The sequence below is a fragment of the Streptococcus mitis genome (assembly GCF_002096735.1).
Classification (GTDB): domain Bacteria; phylum Bacillota; class Bacilli; order Lactobacillales; family Streptococcaceae; genus Streptococcus; species Streptococcus mitis_CZ.
The window spans coordinates 277114-298813 of the sequence record NZ_NCVC01000016.1 but is presented as its reverse complement, the minus strand read 5'-3'; the positions used below and the strand labels follow the sequence as shown (position 1 = coordinate 298813).

20 protein-coding genes, 4 tRNA genes, 2 pseudogenes and 1 riboswitch are annotated in these 21700 nt (G+C 41.0%); of the genes and pseudogenes, 17 read left to right on the top strand and 9 right to left on the bottom strand.

Annotated elements, in window-relative coordinates; translation table 11 throughout:
* Positions 1 to 10: 10 nt before the first annotated feature.
* The 4 genes from B7703_RS06995 to B7703_RS06980 all read left to right on the top strand — a co-directional run bounded on the left by B7703_RS06995 (position 11) and on the right by B7703_RS06980 (position 376).
* Positions 11 to 83, top strand: a tRNA-Phe gene (locus B7703_RS06995).
* A 20-nt stretch (positions 84 to 103) separates the two neighbouring features.
* Positions 104 to 174: transfer RNA gene (locus B7703_RS06990), tRNA-Gly, on the top strand.
* A gap of 34 nt (positions 175 to 208) precedes the next feature.
* Positions 209 to 282: transfer RNA gene (locus tag B7703_RS06985), tRNA-Ile, on the top strand.
* A 6-nt stretch (positions 283 to 288) separates the two neighbouring features.
* Positions 289 to 376, top strand: a tRNA-Ser gene (locus B7703_RS06980).
* 204 nt (positions 377 to 580) lie between these two features.
* Here the strand turns inward: B7703_RS06980 and B7703_RS06975 are convergent.
* Both B7703_RS06975 and birA read right to left on the bottom strand, forming a co-directional pair.
* Positions 581 to 1837 (bottom strand): annotated as a pseudogene (locus B7703_RS06975) (ISL3 family transposase).
* Between the two features lie 230 nt (positions 1838 to 2067).
* A complete protein-coding gene (gene birA, locus B7703_RS06970; RefSeq protein ID WP_023946033.1) occupies positions 2068 to 3003 on the bottom strand; it encodes a bifunctional biotin--[acetyl-CoA-carboxylase] ligase/biotin operon repressor BirA in 936 nt (311 codons plus the stop codon).
* Between the two features lie 282 nt (positions 3004 to 3285).
* Between birA and B7703_RS06965 the strand changes: the two genes are divergently transcribed.
* The 5 genes and pseudogenes from B7703_RS06965 to B7703_RS06945 all read left to right on the top strand — a co-directional run bounded on the left by B7703_RS06965 (position 3286) and on the right by B7703_RS06945 (position 7549).
* The gene (locus B7703_RS06965) at positions 3286 to 4479 is read left to right on the top strand and encodes an O-antigen ligase family protein (protein WP_023946034.1); all 1194 of its coding nucleotides are present in this window, start codon (positions 3286 to 3288) and stop codon (positions 4477 to 4479) included.
* Positions 4480 to 4623: 144 nt separating this feature from the next.
* Entirely contained in the window at positions 4624 to 5067 is a 444-nt protein-coding gene (locus tag B7703_RS06960; RefSeq protein WP_020903524.1) for a MarR family winged helix-turn-helix transcriptional regulator, read from the top strand.
* A 34-nt stretch (positions 5068 to 5101) separates the two neighbouring features.
* Positions 5102 to 5293, top strand: a pseudogene (locus B7703_RS06955) (nuclear transport factor 2 family protein); the annotation flags it as partial.
* Positions 5294 to 5307: 14 nt separating this feature from the next.
* A complete protein-coding gene (locus tag B7703_RS06950; protein ID WP_004259046.1) occupies positions 5308 to 6036 on the top strand; it encodes an ATP-binding cassette domain-containing protein in 729 nt (242 codons plus the stop codon).
* On the top strand, positions 6029 to 7549 hold the full coding sequence (locus B7703_RS06945; protein WP_033684815.1) for an ABC transporter permease/substrate-binding protein: 1521 nt from the start codon (positions 6029 to 6031) through the stop codon (positions 7547 to 7549). The genes B7703_RS06950 and B7703_RS06945 overlap by 8 nt, the downstream gene beginning before the upstream one ends.
* A gap of 137 nt (positions 7550 to 7686) precedes the next feature.
* Here the strand turns inward: B7703_RS06945 and B7703_RS06940 are convergent, their stop codons facing one another.
* Positions 7687 to 8223 carry a TetR/AcrR family transcriptional regulator gene (locus B7703_RS06940; RefSeq protein WP_000207362.1) on the bottom strand — a complete coding sequence of 179 codons (537 nt, stop codon included), beginning with the start codon at positions 8221 to 8223 and terminating at the stop codon, positions 7687 to 7689.
* A gap of 132 nt (positions 8224 to 8355) precedes the next feature.
* On the opposite strand from B7703_RS06940, the gene B7703_RS06935 reads away from it, so the two are divergent.
* From B7703_RS06935 to B7703_RS06925, 3 genes are all read left to right on the top strand, one after another.
* The gene (locus B7703_RS06935; protein WP_000645152.1) at positions 8356 to 9246 is read left to right on the top strand and encodes a cation diffusion facilitator family transporter; all 891 of its coding nucleotides are present in this window, start codon (positions 8356 to 8358) and stop codon (positions 9244 to 9246) included.
* Positions 9247 to 9579: 333 nt separating this feature from the next.
* Positions 9580 to 9933 (top strand): stress response transcriptional regulator NmlR, encoded by a 354-nt coding sequence (gene nmlR / locus B7703_RS06930; protein WP_001022624.1) that lies wholly within the window; start codon positions 9580 to 9582, stop codon positions 9931 to 9933.
* Entirely contained in the window at positions 9934 to 10971 is a 1038-nt protein-coding gene (locus B7703_RS06925) for a zinc-binding dehydrogenase (RefSeq protein ID WP_004259103.1), read from the top strand. It begins immediately after the preceding gene.
* Between the two features lie 67 nt (positions 10972 to 11038).
* Here the strand turns inward: B7703_RS06925 and galR are convergent, their stop codons facing one another.
* Complete coding sequence (gene galR, locus B7703_RS06920; protein WP_084924171.1) at positions 11039 to 12040, bottom strand: DNA-binding transcriptional regulator GalR; 1002 nt, start codon at positions 12038 to 12040, stop codon at positions 11039 to 11041.
* 163 nt (positions 12041 to 12203) lie between these two features.
* Between galR and B7703_RS06915 the strand changes: the two genes are divergently transcribed.
* The 3 genes from B7703_RS06915 to B7703_RS06905 all read left to right on the top strand — a co-directional run bounded on the left by B7703_RS06915 (position 12204) and on the right by B7703_RS06905 (position 15356).
* Positions 12204 to 13382, top strand: coding sequence for a galactokinase (locus tag B7703_RS06915; RefSeq protein ID WP_084924169.1), 1179 nt, complete (start codon positions 12204 to 12206; stop codon positions 13380 to 13382).
* Positions 13383 to 13400: 18 nt separating this feature from the next.
* Positions 13401 to 14882: a UDP-glucose--hexose-1-phosphate uridylyltransferase gene (locus B7703_RS06910; protein WP_084924168.1), complete on the top strand. Its 1482-nt coding sequence runs from the start codon at positions 13401 to 13403 to the stop codon at positions 14880 to 14882.
* Between the two features lie 69 nt (positions 14883 to 14951).
* Positions 14952 to 15356, top strand: coding sequence for a PaaI family thioesterase (locus B7703_RS06905; RefSeq protein ID WP_000651223.1), 405 nt, complete (start codon positions 14952 to 14954; stop codon positions 15354 to 15356).
* Between the two features lie 32 nt (positions 15357 to 15388).
* Here B7703_RS06905 and B7703_RS06900 read toward each other — a convergent pair whose 3' ends face one another.
* The 5 genes from B7703_RS06900 to B7703_RS06875 form a co-directional block, all read right to left on the bottom strand.
* The gene (locus tag B7703_RS06900; protein WP_084924166.1) at positions 15389 to 16651 is read right to left on the bottom strand and encodes a nucleobase:cation symporter-2 family protein; all 1263 of its coding nucleotides are present in this window, start codon (positions 16649 to 16651) and stop codon (positions 15389 to 15391) included.
* On the bottom strand, positions 16651 to 17232 hold the full coding sequence (locus B7703_RS06895) for a xanthine phosphoribosyltransferase (protein ID WP_084924165.1): 582 nt from the start codon (positions 17230 to 17232) through the stop codon (positions 16651 to 16653). The genes B7703_RS06900 and B7703_RS06895 overlap by 1 nt, the downstream gene beginning before the upstream one ends.
* Before the next feature lie 326 nt (positions 17233 to 17558).
* Positions 17559 to 17654: riboswitch (purine riboswitch) on the bottom strand.
* Between the two features lie 134 nt (positions 17655 to 17788).
* Positions 17789 to 19137 (bottom strand): IS3 family transposase gene (locus B7703_RS06885; RefSeq protein ID WP_115262387.1). Its coding sequence is split into 2 segments (ribosomal slippage): positions 17789 to 18696 and positions 18696 to 19137, totalling 1350 coding nucleotides; the frame shifts between segments, so codons are not numbered across the junction.
* Between the two features lie 88 nt (positions 19138 to 19225).
* Complete coding sequence (locus B7703_RS06880; RefSeq protein WP_084924163.1) at positions 19226 to 19612, bottom strand: bleomycin resistance protein; 387 nt, start codon at positions 19610 to 19612, stop codon at positions 19226 to 19228.
* Between the two features lie 11 nt (positions 19613 to 19623).
* Positions 19624 to 20451, bottom strand: coding sequence for an exodeoxyribonuclease III (locus tag B7703_RS06875; protein ID WP_084924162.1), 828 nt, complete (start codon positions 20449 to 20451; stop codon positions 19624 to 19626).
* A 133-nt stretch (positions 20452 to 20584) separates the two neighbouring features.
* Between B7703_RS06875 and B7703_RS06870 the strand changes: the two genes are divergently transcribed.
* Together B7703_RS06870 and B7703_RS06865 are read left to right on the top strand one after the other, a co-directional pair.
* Positions 20585 to 21040 (top strand): DUF3290 family protein, encoded by a 456-nt coding sequence (locus tag B7703_RS06870; protein ID WP_000675331.1) that lies wholly within the window; start codon positions 20585 to 20587, stop codon positions 21038 to 21040.
* The gene (locus B7703_RS06865) at positions 21037 to 21672 is read left to right on the top strand and encodes a DUF421 domain-containing protein (RefSeq protein WP_084888829.1); all 636 of its coding nucleotides are present in this window, start codon (positions 21037 to 21039) and stop codon (positions 21670 to 21672) included. The genes B7703_RS06870 and B7703_RS06865 overlap by 4 nt, the downstream gene beginning before the upstream one ends.
* The last annotated feature ends 28 nt before the right edge of the window (positions 21673 to 21700 follow it).

The window sequence follows — 21700 nt, the reverse complement described above, 5'->3', positions numbered from 1 at the left end:
CCCGCAATAAGGCTCGGTAGCTCAGTTGGTAGAGCAATGGATTGAAGCTCCATGTGTCGGCGGTTCGATTCCGTCTCGCGCCATTTTTATTAATAGTATGTATGCGGGTGTAGTTTAGTGGTAAAACTACAGCCTTCCAAGCTGTTGTCGCGAGTTCGATTCTCGTCACCCGCTTTGAACTTTGTTCAAAATACCAAGTTTTTAACTTGGGCGCGTAGCTCAGGTGGTTAGAGCGCACGCCTGATAAGCGTGAGGTCGGTGGTTCGAGTCCACTCGTGCCCATTAATTGGAGAATTACTCAAGAGGCTGAAGAGGACGGTTTGCTAAATCGTTAGGTCGGGTAACTGGCGCAAGGGTTCGAATCCCTTATTCTCCGTTTGAATGAGGGTTTATAACTCTCTTTTTTTGTATTTTTAAGAATAGTAGAATAAAAACTTCAGATTTGTAAAACTTAATTGGATTACTTATCTGAAGTTTTTTTGCGCTCTTTGTCAACTGTAGTGGGTTGAAGAAAAGCTAAAATCTTTATATATTGTCGATTTTATGGGCTCTTTGTCAACTGTAGTGGGTTGAAGAAAAGCTAATATCTAGAAAGGACAAATTTCGTCCTTTCTTTTTTGATATTCAGAGCGATAAAAATCCGTTTTTTGAAGTTTTCAAAGTTCCGAAATCCAAAGGCATTGCGTTTGATGAGTTTAATGAGATTATTTGTTGCTTCTAATTTGGCGTTGGAGTAGGGTAGTTGAAGGGCATTGACGATTTTCTCTTTGTCCTTGAGAAAGGTTTTAAAGACAGTATGAAAAAGAGGATGAACCTGCTTTAGATTGTCCGCAATGAGTCCGAAGAATTTTTCAGGTTCTTTATTCTGAAAGTGAAATAGCAAGAGTTGATAGAGATGGTAGTGGTGTTTCAAGTCTTCTGAATAGCTCAAAAGCTTGTCTAAAATCTCTTTATTCGTCAAGTGCATGCGAAAAGTAGGGCGATAAAAACGTTTATAGCTGAGTTTCCGACTATCTTGGTGGATAAGTTTCCAGTAACGCTTGATAGCCTTGTATTCATGAGACTTTTGCTCCAATTGATTCATAATTTGGACACGAACACGACTCATAGCACGGCTCAAGTGTTGGACAATATGGAAACGATCCAGAACGATTTTAGCACATGGAAAAAGCTATTTAGCTAAGGCATAGTAGGGACTAAATATATCCATAGTAATGATTATCACCTGACATCGGACTGCTCTATCGTAGCGCAGAAAGTGATTCCGGATGATAGCTTGTGTTCTTCCCTCAAGAACAGTGATGATATTGAGACTGTCAAAATATTGCGCAATGAAACTCATCTTTCCCTTAGTGAAGGCATACTCATCCCAGGACATAATCTGTGGAAGGCGAGAAAAATCATGCTTAAAACGGAAGTAATTGAGCTTGCGAATGACAGTTGAAGTTGAAATGGACAGCTGATGGGCAATATCGGTCATAGAAGTTTTTTCAATCAGCTTCTGAGCAATTTTTTGGTTGATGATACGAGGGATTTGATGATTTTTCTTTACTAGAGGAGTCTCAGCGACCGCTATTTTCGAGCACTGATAGCACTTGAAACGGCGCTTTTTTAGAAGAATTCTAGTAGGCATACCAGTCTTTTTGAGGTAAGGGATCTTAGACGGTTTTTGAAAGTCATATTTCTTCATTTGACTTCCGCAATCAGGACAAGATGGGGCCTCATAATCCAGTTTAGCGATGATTTCCTTGTGGGTATCTCTATTAACAACATCCATAATTTGGACATTAGGGTCTTTGATATCGAGCAGTTTTATGATAAAATGTAATGGTTCCATATGATTCTTTCTAATGAGTTGTTTCGTCGCTTTTCATTATAGATCTTATGGGACTTTTTTTCTACACAAAAATAGGCTCCATAATATTTATAGGGGATTTACCCACTACAAATATTATAGAGCCTTTTTGTTTTTTGGAATAATAGATCCATTTTAATAATATAAAAAACTTCAGATGTGTTGAACTTAATTGAATTACTCATCTGGAGTTTTTTTATAATTGTATTTTTTTACTTCCAACTCTTGAGTGAAATTTCTCCGCTATTGAGCCAGATTTCTTTTCCGTTATCACATTGAACTAAAAGTTTTCCACTTTCAGAGATATCTTTAGCAAGTCCCTTGTGGTCTTTTTGATCTAGTGTGAAAGTCACTTCTTTTCCTAGAACGAATGACTGTTTTTTATATAGGTATAATAACTCATCTGCTGGCGTTTTGAAGAAAGAACGCCAGATTTCTATGATTAATTCATTTCTGGTAATAGGTGCTGGAGCTTTGAATAAACTAGCAGCTTTTTCTTTCAATTCTTGAGGGAAGTCTTTGATAGTAAAGTTGATTCCTACTCCAATAATGATATCTGTGACTAAGCCAGTTTCTACTGACGTCATTGCCTCAGTGAGGATTCCTCCAATTTTATGATTTTTGAGGTAGATATCATTGACCCATTTTATGTCGACATCTATTAAAGTTAGGTTCTTAATGGCTTTGTAGATAGCTCCTGCTACAAGTAGTGTGTAGGATGGTAATTGGTCATAGGGAAGATTTGGTTTGAGATGGAGTGTCATATAAATGCCACCTTGGGGTGAGTAGAAAGAACGTTGAAAACGGCCTCGGCCAGCTGTTTGATAGGAAGCTAGATAGAGGGTGTTTGCTTCATTTCCTAAATCAATTGCTTCTTTTGCATCGAGTTGTGTTGATCTTGTTTCGGGTTTAAAACTGATTTTAATTGGAAGATTTTGTTCTAGAAGTTCTGGAAGAATAAGATCCCCATTCACCAGTTTATAGCCTTTGTTTTTGATACTATCAATTTCAATGCCTTCTTGTTCTAAACGCTTGATGGCTTTCCAAATTGATGTTCGGGTCAGTGATAGTTCTTCTGCGATTTTTTCTCCGCTGACATAGTCGGTTTCTTTAGTTAGAATTTGGTAGACGGCTTGGTAGGATTTCATATTGTTTCCTTTCTTTAGCAATTGTAAATGATTTAAATATAGTTTGGATAGTTGGTCAAAACTTTATTATATTACTACTATTTTAACATATACCTAGTCTTTACGGTATGATTTCCTTATAGTAAATCTAGTCATTAAGTTTGAGTTTTGAAATATCAGTATTTTTGCTCCCTTTTTTACCTAGTAAACGTTTCCTTTGTTTTCAAATTGCTAAAAAAGTGGTACAATATAGGGTAGCTTACTATTATCTGAATCAACTGATTTGGAGAGAAAGGATTCATTTTGAAATCAATAGGCTTTATTGAAAAGCTGAAAGGGTTGTCTAGTAAAGAGCTGATTTTATTGGGAATTATCCTGAGTATCTTTTTACCCTTTTATCTTTTTGTAGTTGTATTCTGTTTATATATTATTAGTTTGATTTTTACAGGAGACATGAAAAGTATTCTTCAGAAAATGGGGGAGCATCCGATGCTGCTTCTTTTTCTTGGCTATAGTACTGTTATATCCGTTTTTGCACAAAATTGGATGGGTCTTGTGGCTTCAGTAGGAATTTTTCTATTTACTGTTTTCTTTTTGCACTATCAGTCGATTTTATCACATAAATTCTTTCGATTGATTTTGCAGCTCGTCTTGTTTGGTAGCGTCTTGTCAGCTGCTTTTGCGAGTTTAGAACATTTCCAAATTGTGAAGAAATTCAACTATGCTTTTCTTTCACCCAATATGCAGGTCTGGCATCAGAATAGAGCAGAAGTGACCTTCTTTAATCCTAATTATTATGGAATTATTTGTTGTTTCTGTATCATGATTGCCTTCTATCTGTTTACAACGACCAAGTTGAATTGGTTGAAAGTATTCTGTGTGATTGCAGGCTTTGTGAATCTCTTTGGTTTGAACTTTACTCAAAATCGAACTGCCTTTCCTGCTATTATCGCTGGAGCAATCATCTATCTCTTTACGACCATTAAAAACTGGAAGGCCTTTTGGCTTAGTATTGGGGTCTTCGCGATTGGCTTGAGTTTCCTCTTTTCTAGTGATTTGGGAGTTCGGATGGGGACTTTGGATTCTTCTATGGAAGAGCGCATTTCTATCTGGGATGCTGGGATGGCCTTGTTTAAGCAAAATCCTTTTTGGGGTGAGGGGCCATTGACCTACATGCACTCTTATCCTAGGATAAATGCTCCTTATCATGAACATGCTCACAGTCTATATATCGATACGATTCTGAGTTACGGAATTGTGGGGACTATTTTATTAGTTTTGTCTTCTGTTGCTCCTGTTCGATTGATGATGGATATGAGTCAGGAGTCGGGGAAACGTCCGATTATCGGTCTTTATCTGTCTTTCCTTACAGTGGTTGCTGTACATGGAATTTTTGACTTGGCCCTCTTCTGGATTCAGTCAGGTTTCATTTTCTTACTAGTTATGTGCAGTATTCCGTTGGAGCATCGAACTTTGGTATCGGACATGACGGATTAAGTTTATAAGATTAAAATCTTCTACCTTGGGTAGGAGATTTTTTTACTGGGAAAAATTATTTCCAAATCGAAATAGTTGACAGTTAGAACGATGAGTGTTACAATTGTTTTATTCTTTTCGATATCGAAATAAATTGGAGGTGTTATGAAGGATAGTCATTTGCTAGCCCATCATATTCGTTTGTTGAATGGGCGGATTTTTCAAAAGTTACTGAGCCAAGACCCTGAAGCTCTTTATCGGAGTGAGCAGGGCAAGATTTTAGCGGTTTTATGGAATAGTGAAACTGGCTGTGCAACTGCAACAGATATTGCGCTTGCGACTGGGCTTGCTAACAATACACTGACGACGATGATTAAAAAACTAGAGGAACAAAATCTTGTAGCTATTAGTCCATGTGGAGAAGATAAGCGTAAGAAGTATTTGGTTTTAACAGAGTTGGGGCAGTCTCAGAAAGAAGTGGGGTATCGTGTCAGTCAGAAATTGGATACGATCTTTTACAAAGGATTTTCAGAGGAAGAAATTCGTCAGTTTGAAGCCTTTCAAGAAAGAATTTTGGATAATCTGAAAGAGGAGGAAAATGAGGTTTAAAATGGAGCAAATTAGCTGTTTATAAGTAAAGACCACTTTTGACTTTGTTTTCCAACTCTTAGGACAAGGAAACTATGTGGTTAGCTATGGTCAGACTCAGATTGGTGGAGTTGCCTATGCCCAGTATGACATCTTCCGTCTAGAAAACGGGAAAATTGTGGAACATTGGGATAATAAGGAAGTCATGCCTAAGGTAGAAGACTTGACCAATAGAGGGAAGTTTTAAATTGAGGATACAGAATGATTGAATACAAAAATGTGGCGCTACGCTACACAGAAAAAGATGTCTTGAGAGATGTTAATTTACGGATTGAGAATGGCGAGTTTATGGTTTTAGTTGGTCCATCTGGATCAGGTAAGACGACCATGATCAAGATGGTCAACCGCCTCTTGGAACCGACTGATGGAAATATTTATATGGATGGCAAGCGTATCAAAGACTATGATGAGCGTGAACTTCGTCTTTCTACTGGTTATGTTTTACAGGCCATTGCTCTCTTTCCAAATCTAACGGTTGCTGAAAATATTGCCCTGATTCCTGAGATGAAGGGCTGGACTAAGGAAAAAATTGCTCAGAAAACAGAAGAGCTTTTGGCCAAGGTTGGCTTGCCAGTAGCTGAGTATGGGCATCGTTTACCTAGTGAACTATCTGGTGGGGAGCAACAGCGTGTTGGAATTGTACGGGCTATGATTGGTCAGCCTAAGATTCTCCTCATGGATGAACCTTTTTCGGCTCTTGATGCTATTTCGAGAAAACAGTTGCAGATTCTGACGAAAGAATTGCATAAAGAATTTGGGATGACAACGATTTTTGTAACCCATGATACGGATGAAGCTCTGAAATTGGCGGACCGTATTGCTGTCTTGCAGGATGGAGAGATTCGTCAGGTGGCGAATCCCGAGACGATTTTAAAAGCTCCTGCAACAGATTTTGTAGCAGACTTGTTTGGAGGTAGTGTACATGACTAATTTAATTGCAACTTTTCAGGATCGTTTTAGTGATTGGTTGACAGCTCTATCTCAACATTTGCAGTTGTCACTTTTGACCTTGTTGCTGGCCATCTTTATAGCGATTCCCTTGGCTGTTTATCTTCGATATCATGAGAAGTTAGCGGATTGGGTCTTACAGATTGCAGGGATTTTCCAGACCATCCCGTCTCTGGCCTTGTTAGGGCTCTTTATTCCCTTGATGGGAATTGGAACCTTGCCGGCTTTGACAGCTCTAGTGATTTATGCGATCTTTCCGATTTTACAAAATACCATCACTGGACTCAAGGGAATTGATCCAAGTCTACAAGAGGCTGGGATTGCCTTTGGGATGACTAGGTGGGAGCGTCTCAAGAAGTTTGAAATTCCACTTGCTATGCCTGTTATGATGTCTGGGATTCGGACGGCAGCGGTCTTGATTATCGGTACGGCAACCTTGGCGGCCTTGATTGGTGCAGGGGGACTGGGTTCCTTTATCCTTTTGGGAATTGACCGTAATAATGCCAGTCTGATTTTGATTGGGGCACTTTCTTCCGCAGTGCTTGCCATTGCCTTTAACTTCCTACTAAAAGTGATGGAAAAGGCAAAATTGCGGACGATTTTCTCTGGTTTTGCCTTGGTGACCATATTGCTTGGTTTGTCTTATAGTCCAGCTCTTTTGGCTCAAAAAGAGAAAGAAAACTTGGTTATTGCTGGGAAATTGGGACCGGAACCAGAAATTTTGGCCAATATGTATAAACTCCTTATTGAAGAAAATACCAGCATGACTGCGACTGTTAAACCGAATTTTGGGAAAACAAGCTTTCTTTATGAAGCTTTGAAAAAAGGCGATATTGACATCTATCCTGAATTTACTGGTACGGTGACTGAAAGTTTGCTGCAACCATCACCTAAAGTGAGTCATGAGCCAGAGCAGGTTTATCAGGTGGCGCGTGATGGTATTGCCAAACAGGATCATCTAGCCTATCTCAAACCCATGTCTTATCAAAATACCTATGCTGTAGCTGTTCCAAAAAAGATTGCTCAAGAATATGGCTTGAAGACCATTTCGGACTTGAAAAAAGTGGAAGGGCAGTTGAAGGCTGGATTTACACTCGAATTTAATGACCGTGAAGATGGAAATAAGGGCTTACAATCAATGTATGGTCTCAATCTCAATGTAGCTACCATGGAACCAGCCCTTCGCTATCAGGCTATTCAGTCAGGTGATATTCAAATCACGGACGCCTATTCGACTGATGCGGAATTGGCGCGTTATGATTTGCAGGTCTTGGAAGATGACAAGCAACTCTTCCCACCTTATCAAGGAGCTCCACTGATGAAAGAAGCTCTTCTCAAGAAACATCCAGAGTTGGAAACAGTTCTCAATAAATTGGCTGGTAAAATTACTGAAAGCCAGATGAGCCAGCTCAACTACCAAGTCGGTGTTGAAGGCAAGTCAGCAGAACAAGTAGCCAAGGAGTTTCTACAAGAACAAGGTTTGTTGAAGAAATAGCTTGAAAAGCTAAACTCAACTTGGTTAAACGACAATATAGAAGAACGCTCAGACAATGTCGTCTGGGCTTTTTTGATTATTGAAAAGATAAAAAACTCAGTAGCCTAGAAATAAGGCAACCGAGCTTTAATCTGTATTCAATTTTTAGGAATGAGAAGGTCTAGATAAAACTGCACAACTTCTTGGTCTGTAAAGTCTTGTCCTTTTTTGAGCCACCAGGTCAATGTCTCGATAAAGTTGGACACGACTAAGTGTTGGAGGTAAGAAGCAGGCAGACTTGGGTGTGCTTCTTTAAACTCATCAGTTAGCATGGGATAGACGTGGTGCTCCAGCTCTCTCCGGAGTTGACGGAGGAAGTAGTCATTCTTGGAGAATAGTAAACTGGTGATATGGTCTTGGTTTTTCTGAAAATGGAGAAAGAGGTGGGCGAGGTAGTCCTCAGTTGAAATGGGTTGCTCTCTTTCAAAGAGATGATGGAAGAGGTGGCGGCAAAGCGCGTCCAGAAGTAGTTCCTTACTCTCATAGTGACAGTAAAAGGTGGATCGTCCCACATCTGCGAGATCAATGATATCCTGAACTGTAGTGGCTTCGTAACCCTTATCGTTTAAAAGTTGTAGAAAAGCTTGATAGATGGCTTTTTTTGTTTTGCTGATACGGCGGTCAATGGTAGTCATATGGACACTTGAGGCAAATTGTTCAGAAATGAATAAAGCTGACGTTTTGCTTCTATCCTTTCTTTGAGTTTTAGTGGATAATGATAATGAACAAGGTATTCATAAATCTATTATAACAAAGGAATGAGAAAGATGAAGGCAAAATATACTGTTTGGGTAGCTTTTTTCTTAAATTTAAGCTATGCTATTGTTGAGTTTATCGCAGGAGGAATCTTCGGTTCAAGTGCTGTTCTTGCTGATTCTATCCATGACTTGGGAGATGCTATAGCAATCGGCATATCGGCCTTTTTAGAAACAATCTCAAATAGAGAAGAAGATAGGCAATACACCTTGGGTTACAAGCGATTTAGTCTTTTAGGGGCCCTAGTGACTGCTGTGATTCTTATCACAGGATCCATTCTAGTGATCTTGGAAAATATAACTAAACTTTTGAATCCACAGCCCGTTAATGACGAAGGCGTCCTCTGGCTAGGAATCATTGCAGTCAGTATCAATGTGCTAGCTAGTCTAGTAGTTCGTAAGGGAAAGACAAAGAACGAGTCAATTCTGAGCCTGCACTTTTTGGAAGATACTCTAGGTTGGTTGGCTGTCATTCTAATGGCGATTATCCTCCGATTTACAGATTGGTATATCCTTGATCCGCTCTTATCGCTTGTCATTTCCATCTTCATTCTAACAAAAGCTATTCCTCGATTTTGGAGCGCACTCAAGATTTTCCTGGATGCTGTGCCAGAAGGACTAGAGACAGGTGATTTGGAGAAGGATTTGGAGGCTCTGACCAATGTCAAAAGTGTCAATCAACTTAGCATTTGGTCCATGGATGGTCTAGAAAATAATGCTATTATCCATATCTGTTTAGAGGATTGGGAGGAGATGACGGAAACAAAGAATCAAGTACGTCAGCTCTTAGAAGAAAGAGGTGTGCAGAATATTACTATCGAAGTGGACACCAGTCAAAGCAATCATGCGCAACATAAGCGAAAGGTAACAGCCTTAGGGCAATCCCATGGGCATCAACACTAGAAAAAGCGGCTGAGACAAAACTCAATTTCAAGAGAAAATGAAGTAAATCTTCATACAAAAAAACGTATAGTATCAAGGGTTTTCAATGTCTGATACTATGCGCTTTTTGCTTTTAAAGACTTTTTTTCCAGTTTCTTTGGTATCATATTTGAAAGACGCTTTCCCCAACCTCTTTCTTTGATTGATGAAAAGGTATGCTAATAAGAGAACTGATAATGATAAAAAATTTTTCGATTAGACGCAAAATGCTTGACTTGGAGTCAACTCAAAATTATATAATAAGATAAGTGAGTTAGAATAGCTTAAATTCAGTGAATGAGAGGAGGTTAGTGTATGAATATTAAATCTGCTAGTGACTTGTTGGGAATTTCAGCGGATACGATTCGGTACTATGAACGGGTTGGTCTTGTGCCACCGATTACTCGAACTGCAACTGGAATTCGTGATTTTCAAGATCATGATATTGAAGCTCTGGAATTTATTAAGTGTTTTCGTTCGGCAGGTGTCTCTGTAGATAGTTTAGTTGACTATATGTCTCTCTACCAAAAGGGGGATGAAACGCGAGAGAAAAGGCTTGGTATTTTAGAAGAGGAAAAGAAAAAATTAGAGGAGCGCTTGTCTCAGTTACAGGTGGCTTTAAATCGCTTAAATCTCAAAATTAAACTTTACAAGGAAGGAAAAATTTAAATGAAATCAGCAGTATATACAAAGGCAGGTCAGGTTGGTCTTGCTACAATTGAACGTCCGCAAATTATAGACGCAGATGATGCGATTATTCGTGTAGTTCGTGCGTGCGTTTGCGGATCGGATCTATGGAGGTACCGTAATCCAGAAACGAAAGCTGGACACAAAAATAGTGGACACGAAGCGATTGGGATTGTCGAAGAAACTGGGGAATCCATTACGACGGTGAAACCAGGTGATTTTGTCATTGTCCCTTTTACTCATGGATGTGGTGAATGTGATGCCTGTCTTGCTGGCTTTGACGGTTCTTGCGATAATCATATTGGTAATAACTTGGGAGGCGATTTTCAGGCGGAATATATTCGTTTTCACTATGCAAACTGGGCGCTGGTTAAAATCCCTGGACAACCTTCTGACTACACAGAAGGTATGCTAAAGTCCCTCTTGACTCTTGCAGATGTTATGCCGACAGGCTATCATGCGGCGCGTGTTGCTAATGTTCAAAAAGGGGATAAGGTTGTGGTCATTGGTGATGGTGCTGTAGGTCAATGTGCTGTCATCGCGGCGAAGATGCGTGGTGCGTCGCAAATTATCCTCATGAGTCGTCATGAAGATCGTCAAAAGATGGCTCTGGAGTCGGGTGCGACAGCTTTTGTAGCTGAGCGAGGTCAAGAAGGTATTGCCAAGGTGCGTGAAATTCTCAGTGGCGGAGCGGACGCAGCACTTGAATGTGTTGGTACGGAGGCTGCTGTAGAACAGGCGCTAGGTGTCCTTCATAATGGAGGGCGTATGGGATTTGTAGGAGTCCCACACTATAATAATCGTGCTCTTGGTTCGACATTTATGCAAAATATCTCTGTAGCAGGTGGGGCAGCTTCTGCGACAACATATGATAAGCAATTTTTACTAAAAGCCGTCCTTGATGGTGATATCAATCCAGGCCGTGTCTTTACTTCAAGCTATAAATTAGAAGATATTGATCAAGCTTATAAAGATATGGATGAACGTAAGACCATTAAGTCTATGATTGTGATGGCCTAAAAAAGAAAATCCTAATGGAGATTTGAGACTCTCTATTAGGATTTTTTGTCATTTTTAATTTGTGGAGTTATGGCAGAGTACTCTCTCTCAATGTCAGTCTGGTTCCCAGCATGGTTAGGCTAGGGATTTTCCGACCGTGGAGTACTTCCTTATTAAGAATATCCATACCTGCTCGGCCCATTTCTTCGGTATAGACGGTGATGCTAGAGAGGGGAGGATAGACTTGCTTGGTCAGGCTAGTATCGTTAAAGGAAATAAGACTGACGCGGTCTGGCAGGTTGATTCCAGCTTCTTGGAGCGCACGGAGGGCACCGATGGCTAAACTATCGCTAGCTGCAAAAAAGGCTGGTGGGAGTTGGTCTCCCAAGTTCTGAATGGCCTCCTTCATCAAGTCATAGCCAGACTGGGCGGTAAAGCTTCCTTGAAAGACTAATTCATCATGATAGATTCCTTTTGTTTGACTGTAGTTTCTAAAATTTTCCAGTCGCTTATCCTCAATGATTTCTTCTTGGTCGGTTGTTTCTTCAAGGCCTGTTAGAATCCCGATGCGGTCCATCCCTTGGCTGAGAAAATAATCGACAACCTGTTTCATGGCAGTGTAAAAGTCTGTGATAATGCAGGTATGTCCCAGGGAAAGTGTATCGCTGTCTAGAAATACAAGAGGCTTTTGGTATTCTTCAAAGGCAGAAATCTGAGCTCGACTAAACTTTCCGATGCAGAGAATCCCAATCACTTCCTCGCTCAGGGTAAAAGGATGGTCATTAAAATAGCGCAAGATATCGTAGTCCAACTCTTGGGCTCTTTTTTCTATGCCTAGGCGAATCTGGTAGTAGTAGAGGTCGTCCAGCTCCCCTTGTTCGCTGACCCATTGGATAATGGCAATCTTTTGCTTGGGCTTGTGGGACTCGCCTGTCTTGAGGTGCTTAGTGTAGCCCAACTCTTCAGCAACAGTTAAAATACGGTGTCTGGTTTCTTCTGTAACAGATAGGCTCTGGTCGCGGTTTAGGACACGGGATACGGTCGCGATAGAGACAGAAGCTAGTTGTGCAATGTCTTTTAAGGTAGCCATAAATCCTCCTTGATTAGATTAGTATATCATATTTTTCTGCTTTTTACTGATAGTTTAGTAAAATTTTAGTAAAAAGGATTGACCTTGGGAAATCCCTTGGATACAATAGAAGAAAACGATTACACGTTAAGGAGACTTAACGGACAGTAAAAGGAGAATTCATATGACACAACATCTTACTGCTGAAGCACTTCGTAAAGACTTTCTTGCTGTTTTTGGTCAAGAAGCAGACCAAACATTCTTTTCACCAGGTCGTATCAACTTGATTGGTGAGCACACAGACTACAACGGTGGGCACGTTTTTCCTGCTGCTATTTCCTTGGGAACTTACGGTGCAGCTCGCAAGCGTGACGATCAAGTCTTGCGTTTCTACTCAGCTAACTTTGAGGAAAAGGGCATTATCGAAGTGCCTTTAGCGGATCTCAAGTTTGAAAAAGAGCACAACTGGACTAATTATCCAAAAGGAGTTCTTCATTTCTTGCAAGAAGCTGGGCATGTGATTGACAAAGGGTTTGATTTTTATGTTTATGGGAATATCCCAAATGGTGCTGGCTTGTCTTCTTCAGCATCCCTTGAACTCTTAACAGGAGTCGTGGCAGAGCATCTCTTTGATTTAAAATTAGAGCGTCTCGATTTGGTTAAAATCGGAAAACAAACAGAAAACAACTTTATCGGAGTCAACTCTGGTATCATGGACCAGTTTGCTATCGGTATGGGAGCTGATCAACGTGCTATTTACCTAGATACCAATACCTTAGAGTACGACTTGGTACCACTTGATTTGAAAGACAATGTCGTTGTTATCATGAACACCAACAAACGCCGTGAATTGGCGGATTCTAAATATAATGAACGCCGTGCTGAGTGTGAAAAAGCAGTGGAAGAATTGCAAGTATCCTTGGATATTCAGACCTTGGGTGAGTTGGACGAGTGGGCCTTTGACCAGTACAGCTACCTAATCAAAGACGAAAATCGTTTGAAACGTGCTCGTCATGCTGTGCTTGAAAACCAACGTACCCTCAAAGCGCAAGCAGCTCTTCAGGCAGGTGATTTGGAAACCTTTGGTCGTTTGATGAATGCTTCTCACGTTTCTCTAGAACATGACTATGAAGTAACTGGCTTGGAATTGGATACCCTTGTTCACACAGCTTGGGCACAAGAAGGTGTTCTCGGTGCTCGTATGACAGGGGCAGGTTTTGGTGGTTGTGCCATTGCCTTGGTGCAAAAAGATACTGTTGAGGTCTTTAAGGAAGCTGTTGGCAAGCACTACGAGGAAGTCGTTGGCTACGCTCCAAGCTTCTATATCGCTGAAGTTGCAGGTGGCACTCGCGTCCTTGACTAGTCAAAAGGAGGCTCTATAGTGACCTTAGTAGATAAATTTGTAACACATGTTATTACTGAAAGTTCATTTGAGGAAATGGATCGAATCTACCTGACCAATCGTGTCTTGGCACGAGTGGGAGATGGTGTTTTGGAAGTTGAGACCAATCTGGATAAATTGATTGACCTCAAGGACCAGCTGGTTGAGGAAGCCGTTCGATTAGAGACGATTGAGGATAGTCAGACTGAGCGTGAAATCCTCGGTGCTGAACTGATGGACTTGGTGACCCCTTGTCCAAGTCAGGTCAATCGTGACTTTTGGGCAACCTACGCCCAATCTCCTGAGCAAGCGATAGAGGATTTTTACCAACTTAGCCAGAAGAATGACTACATCAAACTCAAGGCTATTGCTAAAAATATCGCTTATCGTGTGCCGTCTGACTACGGAGAACTTGAAATTACCATCAACCTCTCTAAGCCTGAAAAGGATCCGAAAGAGATTGCCGCAGCCAAGTTGGTGCAAGCTAGCAATTATCCCCAGTGTCAGCTTTGTCTAGAGAATGAGGGATACCATGGTCGGGTCAACCACCCAGCTCGCAGCAACCACCGTATTATCCGTTTTGAAATGGCTGGTCAGGAGTGGGGGTTCCAGTATTCGCCCTATGCTTACTTTAATGAGCACTGTATTTTCTTAGATGGCCAGCATCGTCCCATGGCCATTAGTCGTCAGAGCTTTGAACGCCTGCTGGCTATCGTAGAGCAGTTTCCAGGATATTTTGCTGGATCTAATGCCGACTTGCCGATTGTGGGTGGCTCTATTCTGACTCATGACCACTATCAGGGAGGCCGTCACGTATTTCCTATGGAATTGGCTCCCTTGCAAAAAACCTTTCTATTTGCAGGTTTTGAGCAGGTCAAGGCTGGCATTGTCAAGTGGCCAATGTCAGTGTTGCGTTTGACTTCGGATTCCAAAGAAGATTTGATCAACTTGGCTGATAAGATTTTGCAGGAATGGCGTCAGTATTCAGACCCTGAAGTGCAGATTTTGGCTGAGACTGATGGGACACCGCATCATACCATCACACCCATTGCCCGTAAACGCGATGGACAGTTTGAGTTGGACTTGGTCTTGCGAGACAATCAGACATCGCCAGAGCATCCTGATGGCATCTATCATCCCCACAAGGATGTCCAACATATCAAGAAGGAAAATATCGGCTTGATTGAGGTCATGGGCTTGGCAATCTTGCCACCACGTCTAAAAGAAGAGGTGGAGCAAGTCGCTAGCTATCTTGTAGGAGAAGCTGATACAGTTGCCGATTATCATCAGAAATGGGCATACCAACTCAAAGTCCAACATCCAGACATAACAGATAAAGAAAAAGCCCTTGAAATCGTCAAAGACTCTGTTGGTGCTATCTTTGCGCGTGTACTTGAGGATGCAGGAGTCTACAAGCAGACGGAACAAGGGCAGACAGCTTTTATGCGCTTTGTGGAGCAGGTCGGAATTTTGCCAGACTAGGAGCTTTCTCCTTGCACAGTCCTATAAAAAGTAGTATCATAGTGTCGTTTGAAATATCAGGAGGAAACGATGAAAGATTTTCATTTTGACGCTATATCTGCTTTTGAAAATTACGAAATTGAACAAATGAGAGATGGTCACGTTGTGGTGACGACCAAAGTAGTGGACTCGTCGCTCAACTACTATGGCAATGCCCACGGTGGCTATCTCTTTACCCTTTGTGACCAGATCAGCGGTTTGGTGGTCATATCTCTAGGATTAGACGGAGTGACGCTCCAATCCTCTATCAACTACCTCAAAGCAGGAAAACTTGATGATGTGCTGACTATTAAAGGAGAATGTGTCCATCAAGGTCGCACAACCTGCGTAGTGGATGTCGATATTACCAATCAAGAAGGCAGAAATGTCTGTAAGGCAACCTTTACCATGTTTGTCACAGGACAGAGGTCAGAAGACAGACAGGTAAGGATATAGAGAAACAAAAAAGAGGCTCACACCTCTTTTTCTTATTTCTTTTTATGATTTAATACGGCATTGAGGACAATGGCAAGTAGGCTGGCTACGACGATTCCGTTTGAGAAGAACATTTGGAAGGCTGTCGGCATGCTGACAAAGAGATTACTGTTATTTAGACCGACACCTGCAGCGATTGAAACAGCTGCAATAAGGAAGTTATGTTCATTGTTAGCAAAGTCAACACGAGCGAGAATTTGCATCCCTTGAATGGATACAAAACCAAACATCACCAGCATGGCACCACCGAGGACAGGGCTTGGAATGATTTGGGCAAGGGCGCCAAACTTAGGAAGGAGTCCAAGGAGAACCAGGAAACCAGCTGCGTAGTAGATTGGCAGGCGAGTCTTGATACCTGACAATTTAACCAAACCAACGTTTTGTGAAAATCCTGTGTAAGGGAAGGTGTTAAAGATTCCTCCGAGAAGTACGGCCAAACCTTCTGCGCGGTAACCGTTGCGAAGGCGCGTGCTGTCGATTGAGTCTTTCGTGATATCAGACAAGGCTAGGTAAACACCAGTCGACTCAACCATAGACACCGTTGCGATGATACACATCATTACAATCGATGAGATTTCAAAGGTTGGCATCCCAAAGTAGAGTGGAGTTGGGACATGGACAAGTGGTGCTGCTGCAACAGGAGAGAAGTCAACCAAGCCCATGCTGGCAGCAATGGCAGTTCCAACAACCAGACCAATCAAAATAGAGATAGACTTGATAAATCCTTTGGTAAAGATGTTAATCAAGAGGATAATCAGAACAGTGATAGCTGCAAGCAAGAGACTTTGACCAGTTGGCTCTGGAACGTTATTTCCCATATTTCCAATAGCGACAGGAATCAAGGTTAAACCAATCGTGGTAATTACAGAACCTGTTACGATAGATGGGAAGAGATTGGCCACTTTTGAGAAGATGCCTGACACAAGAACCACGTAAATCCCTGATGCAATAAGGGCACCAAACATAGCTCCACTACCATGGCTTTGTCCAATCATAATCAAGGGGGCTACCGACTGAAAGGCAACTCCAAGAACGACTGGGAGTCCAATCCCAAAGTATTTGTTGAGTTGAAGTTGGAGGAAGGTTGCCACCCCACACATGAAGATATCTGTAGAAATCAGGTAGGTTAACTGCTCAGCCGAATAGCCAAGGGCTGTCGCAATCATGATGGGAACCAGGATGGATCCTGAGTACATGGCTAGTAAGTGCTGCAAGCCAAGAACGGCTGCTTGCGAGTGTTTTTCTTGAGTTTGCATTAGAGATCTGCCTCCTTAAAAATAACTTGACCATTTTCAAAACGATCCAAACGAGCGAGTGATAGAACAGGGTAGCCTGCTTTTTCAAGCAAATCACGGCCATCTTGGAAGGATTTTTCAATCACAATACCGATAGCTTCGACTGTGGCACCAGCTTGTTCAATAATTTGAATCAAGCCTTTGGCAGCTTGGCCATTAGCAAGGAAATCGTCGATAATCAAGACCTTGTCCTCTGGTGAGAGGAATTTTCCAGCGATGGAAACGGTGCTGGTCACTTGCTTGGTAAAGGAGTAAACTTGGGCAGTTAAGATACCTTCATTCATAGTGATGTTCTTAGCTTTTTTAGCGAAAATCATGGGAACGTTTAAGGCTTCAGCTGTATAAACGGCTGGGGCAATACCCGACGCTTCAATGGTCACGACTTTGGTAATACCAGTAGAAGCAAATTTTTCCGCAAAGAGCTTTCCAATCTCTCGCATCAATTGATAGTCAACTTGGTGGGTTAAAAAGGAATCCACCTTGAGGATGTTATCACCCAAGATATGCCCATCCTTGAGGATGCGCTCTTCTAATAATTTCATAAGACCTCCTAAAGTCTAAAAGCCAATTTACTTGTTGTTTAAATGTTTCTATAGTGATCCCTTTTGCTAGTACTATATATTTGATAAAACTATTACGAGCGAAGCGAGTCTTATCAAATATTTCCCGTTGTAGTGGTATCATAGACAATAATCTTGTTATTGTCTATGACGGGATTTTTGAGACTTTTGGCTCAAAAATTAGGGATGAAATTCCGAAGGAAGTTGCTCCCGTCCGCACTAATTAAGGGAAATATTAAAAATATTCAAAAAAGACCTACTTAATCTCTAAGTAAGTCCCCAAAATAGGCATGGCAAAAACGACCATACCTCACTTCTGACTTACTTATTGTTAGGTGTTCCGGCACCTTGTAGAAACGTCGTGCCAATTCACGACATAAACAAGTAAAATGATATTTAATTTTAAATAGGCTTGTGCCAATGTTTTTATTTTACACTAAATAACTTTAGAAATCAAAGATTTTGTTAGTGTTTAGATAAAAAAAACGAACGAACAAAAACCTACAACTGTACTGACCCCAAAAAGTTAGACAAATAATTATTGAAAGGATTTAGTTCTGTATTGCACAGGACTGAGTCCTTTTAGTTTAACCTTAATTCGTTTGTTGTTGTAGTAATCAATATAGTCTACAATGGCTTGTTCCAATTGCTTAAGCGACTGAAATGACTTCTCATAACCATAAAACATCTCCGATTTCAGAATGCCAAAGAAGGACTCCATCATACCGTTGTCTGGGCTGTTACCCTTGCGCGACATAGATGCTTGAATTCCCTTACTCTCTAGGAACCGATGATAAGAGTCGTGTTGGTATTGCCAACCTTGGTCACTATGGAGAATCGTATCCTCGTAGTGTTTCTCTGTGAAGGCCTGTTCCAACATCGTTTTTACTTGTTCTAAGTTAGGTGAAGTTGAAAGATTATAGGCGATAATTTCGCTATTAAAACCATCTAAAACTGGTGATAAGTAAAGCTTTTGAGTACTTGCTGGAATGGCAAATTCTGTCACATCTGTGTAGCACTTTTCCATTGTTTTAGAGCCTTTAAATTGACGTTGAATGAGATTCTCTGCCTTCTTACCAACATCTCCTTTATGAGAAGAATATTTTCGTTTCTGTCGCACTTTAGCTTGTAAATTGAGTACTTTCATCAAGCGTTGAACTCTTTTCTGATTTACCAGATAACCACGATTTCTTAGTTCTAAATGAATCCGACGATAACCATAATTTCCCTTGTGTTCGATAAAAATGGATTGAATTTCAGCTTTAAGCTCTTGGTCCTTATCTGGTTTGTCTAGTTGTTTCAAGTGATAGTAGTAGGTCGAACGAGCTAGTTTAATGGCTTTTAGAAGAATATCTAACGAAAACTCAGTCATTAATTCTTGAACAATTTCTGTCTTTCTTCTTTCTCTTTTTTCTCCTTCAATCGGAGTTCTCTCAACTTTTTTAGGATGGCATTCTCCGCTCTCAGGTACTCATTTTCTGCTTGAAGACGTTCTAATTCTGTCCTCTCTTCAGGTCTCTTTTTTGGCTTACGTCCCATTTTAGGTACTCTCCCTCTTGTTTTCTCAACAATAGTATACCCATTTTTCTTGTATTGTGCTAGCCAATTAAGAAGTATCGTACGACTTGGGAGGCCGTATTCAAGAGAAACTCTATCTTTAGTCCAGCCTTCATGTAAGACTTTATGAATCATTTCTTGTTTTAAATCAGGAGAATAGTAACGATTTTTTCCTTTTTTGACGAACTCTATTCCGTAACGATCAATCAATTTAATCATATACCTAAGATTAGAATTATTTATCCCAAATTTATTTGAAAGCTTCTCTAAGCTATAGCCTTGTTTTCTAAGTTCATAGATCTGAACTTTATCATCATAAGTTAATTTCATAATAAAAATACCCCAAAAGTTAGATTTTCTCTGTCTAACTTTTGGGGTGCAGTTCAAACACGATACAGTATTGTAGGTTTCTATTTTTCTACTCGCTAAATCTTAAAAAATAGCCATCTGGATCCAAGACTGCAAATTCATGGGGATAAATAAAACTATCTCCCACTCGAAATTCTCTTTTTGTCAGGGGACGATGGATGGGATAGTCAGCTTCCAGCAGTTTTTGGTGGAGCTGAGGAACATCCTCAATGCCAAAGGAAATATTGACACCACGCCCAAAAGGATAAGTCAGCTGAGCTAATCCTTCTGCGTCGCCTTCTTCTAACATGAGTTGGCAGTTTTCAAGGGAGAGGAACAGAAATTTCTCCTCGGGGCGTTCGTATTCGACAGAGAAGCCCAGCAAGTCACAGTAGAAGTAGCGCGACTTTTCGATGTTGGATACCACAAATTCGGGGATGACAGCTTGATAGTCCATTAGCTTTCTCCTTAGAGTTCAATCTCCAAGACAATGGGTGTATGGTCTTGTCGAGCACCTGAGTCAATCATATCTGACTTGGTCACCTTGTCAGCGATACGATTACTTGTGAGCCAGTAGTCGATTCTCCAGCCTGTATTGTTGATTTTGGAAGTCTTGCTGCGTTGTGCCCACCAAGTGTAGCGTTCTGGAACATCGCCGTGAATGTGGCGGAAGGTATCAGTAAATCCAGTTGCTAAAAGGTTGGTAAATCCAGCACGTTCCTCGTCGGTAAATCCAGGAGAACGGCGGTTGCTAGCAGGATTTGCAAGGTCGATTTCATTGTGGGCTACATTGTAGTCACCGGTCGCAAGGACTGGTTTTTCTTTGTCTAGTTCAGCCAAGTACTCAGCATATTTGACATCCCAGACTTGACGCTCCTCCAAGCGTTTGAGGCCGTCTCCAGCGTTTGGAGTGTAAACTTGGGTCACGAAAAACTTATCAAATTCTAAAGTGATGATACGACCTTCCAAGTCCATGGTAGAAGGGGCACCGATTTCTGGGAAAGTGACAGTAGGTGTAAGTTCTTTCTTATAAAGGAACATGGTTCCAGCATAGCCTTTACGGGCAGGTTCTTGGGAAGAGCGCCACGTATTTTCGTAGCCTGGGAAGAGTTCTTCTAAAATTTCCAAGTGTTTCTTTGTAGGACCCTTAGCAGAAAGCTTGGTTTCTTGGATAGCGATAATATCAGCATTTTCAGCGACCAAAGTTTGTAGTACTTCTTGGGACAATTTCGCGCGAGCTGAGTCACTAGTTAGGGCAGCGTTTAGGGAATCAATATTCCATGATATAAGTTTCATAAAGTTACCTTTTTCATTCAGATTATAGATTTTATTATACCAAAAAAAGGTCTATTTCCCCAACGTATGGCTTGAAAAATCACCCTCTTTCATTTATAATGAAGAATGATTTTATGAAAGGGAGTGAAAATAAATGAAATTTTACTCGTATGACTATGTACTTAGCCAAATCAGTCAGCAAAATGGAATCATGATTGGCTTTGGGATTGTGCTCCTAGCTATCACAGGATTTTTTGCTTTTAAGGCTTATCGTGATAAAAAGGGGACTAAGTTTCGGGAATTGGTCATGATTTTAGCCTTGACCTTAGTAGCCATGCTTTTGGTGACAATTTCAAAATACCAGACCAATCAAGCCTCTAACAATCAATTTCAAACTTCCCTTCATTTCATAGAGGTTGTTTCTAAAGACTTGGGGGTGGATAAATCAGAAGTTTACGTTAATACTTCAGCTGCCACTGATGGAGCGCTTGTCAAGGTAGGTCCAAATTTCTACCGCGCCATGAACGGGAGCCAACCAGACAAGTATCTTTTAGAGAAATTAGAATTGCATCAAACAGACGCTATTGAATTGGTGGAGGTAAACAAATGACACTCAACTATATGGAAATTTTAATCAAACTGGCCTTGGGTCTTTTCTCTCTTGTTTTTGTTATTAATGTGACAGGAAAGGGGAACCTAGCACCTAACTCTGCGACAGACCAAATTCAGAACTATGTTCTTGGTGGTATCATCGGTGGGGTAATTTACAATAGTTCTATTAGCATTCTCCAGTATGCAGTGATTCTGATGATGTGGACTATTTTGGTTTTGACACTCAAGTGGCTTAATAACAATGTTCGTTTTGTCAAACGCTTGATTGATGGGAAACCAACTCTCCTCATTAAAAATGGGCAGATTGCCCCAGAAGCCTGTCGTTCAGTTGGTTTGTCTGCAGCAGAAGTTGCTCTCAAACTTCGTAGCCAAGGGATTTTCCAGATGAAACAGGTCAAATGCGCTGTGCAGGAGCAAAATGGCCAACTCATCGTGGTCCAAATGGGGGATGAAAATCCTAAGTATCCAGTTGTGACTGACGGTGTGATCCAAGTCGATGTTTTGGAATCGATTGGCCGTAGCGAAGAGTGGCTGCTTGATAATCTAAGCAAACAAGGACATGACAATGTGGCCAATATCTTTATCGCTGAGTATGACAAGGGTGCCGTCACAGTTGTAACCTATGAATAAGAAAAACCTGGGGTCTTGGCCTCAGGTT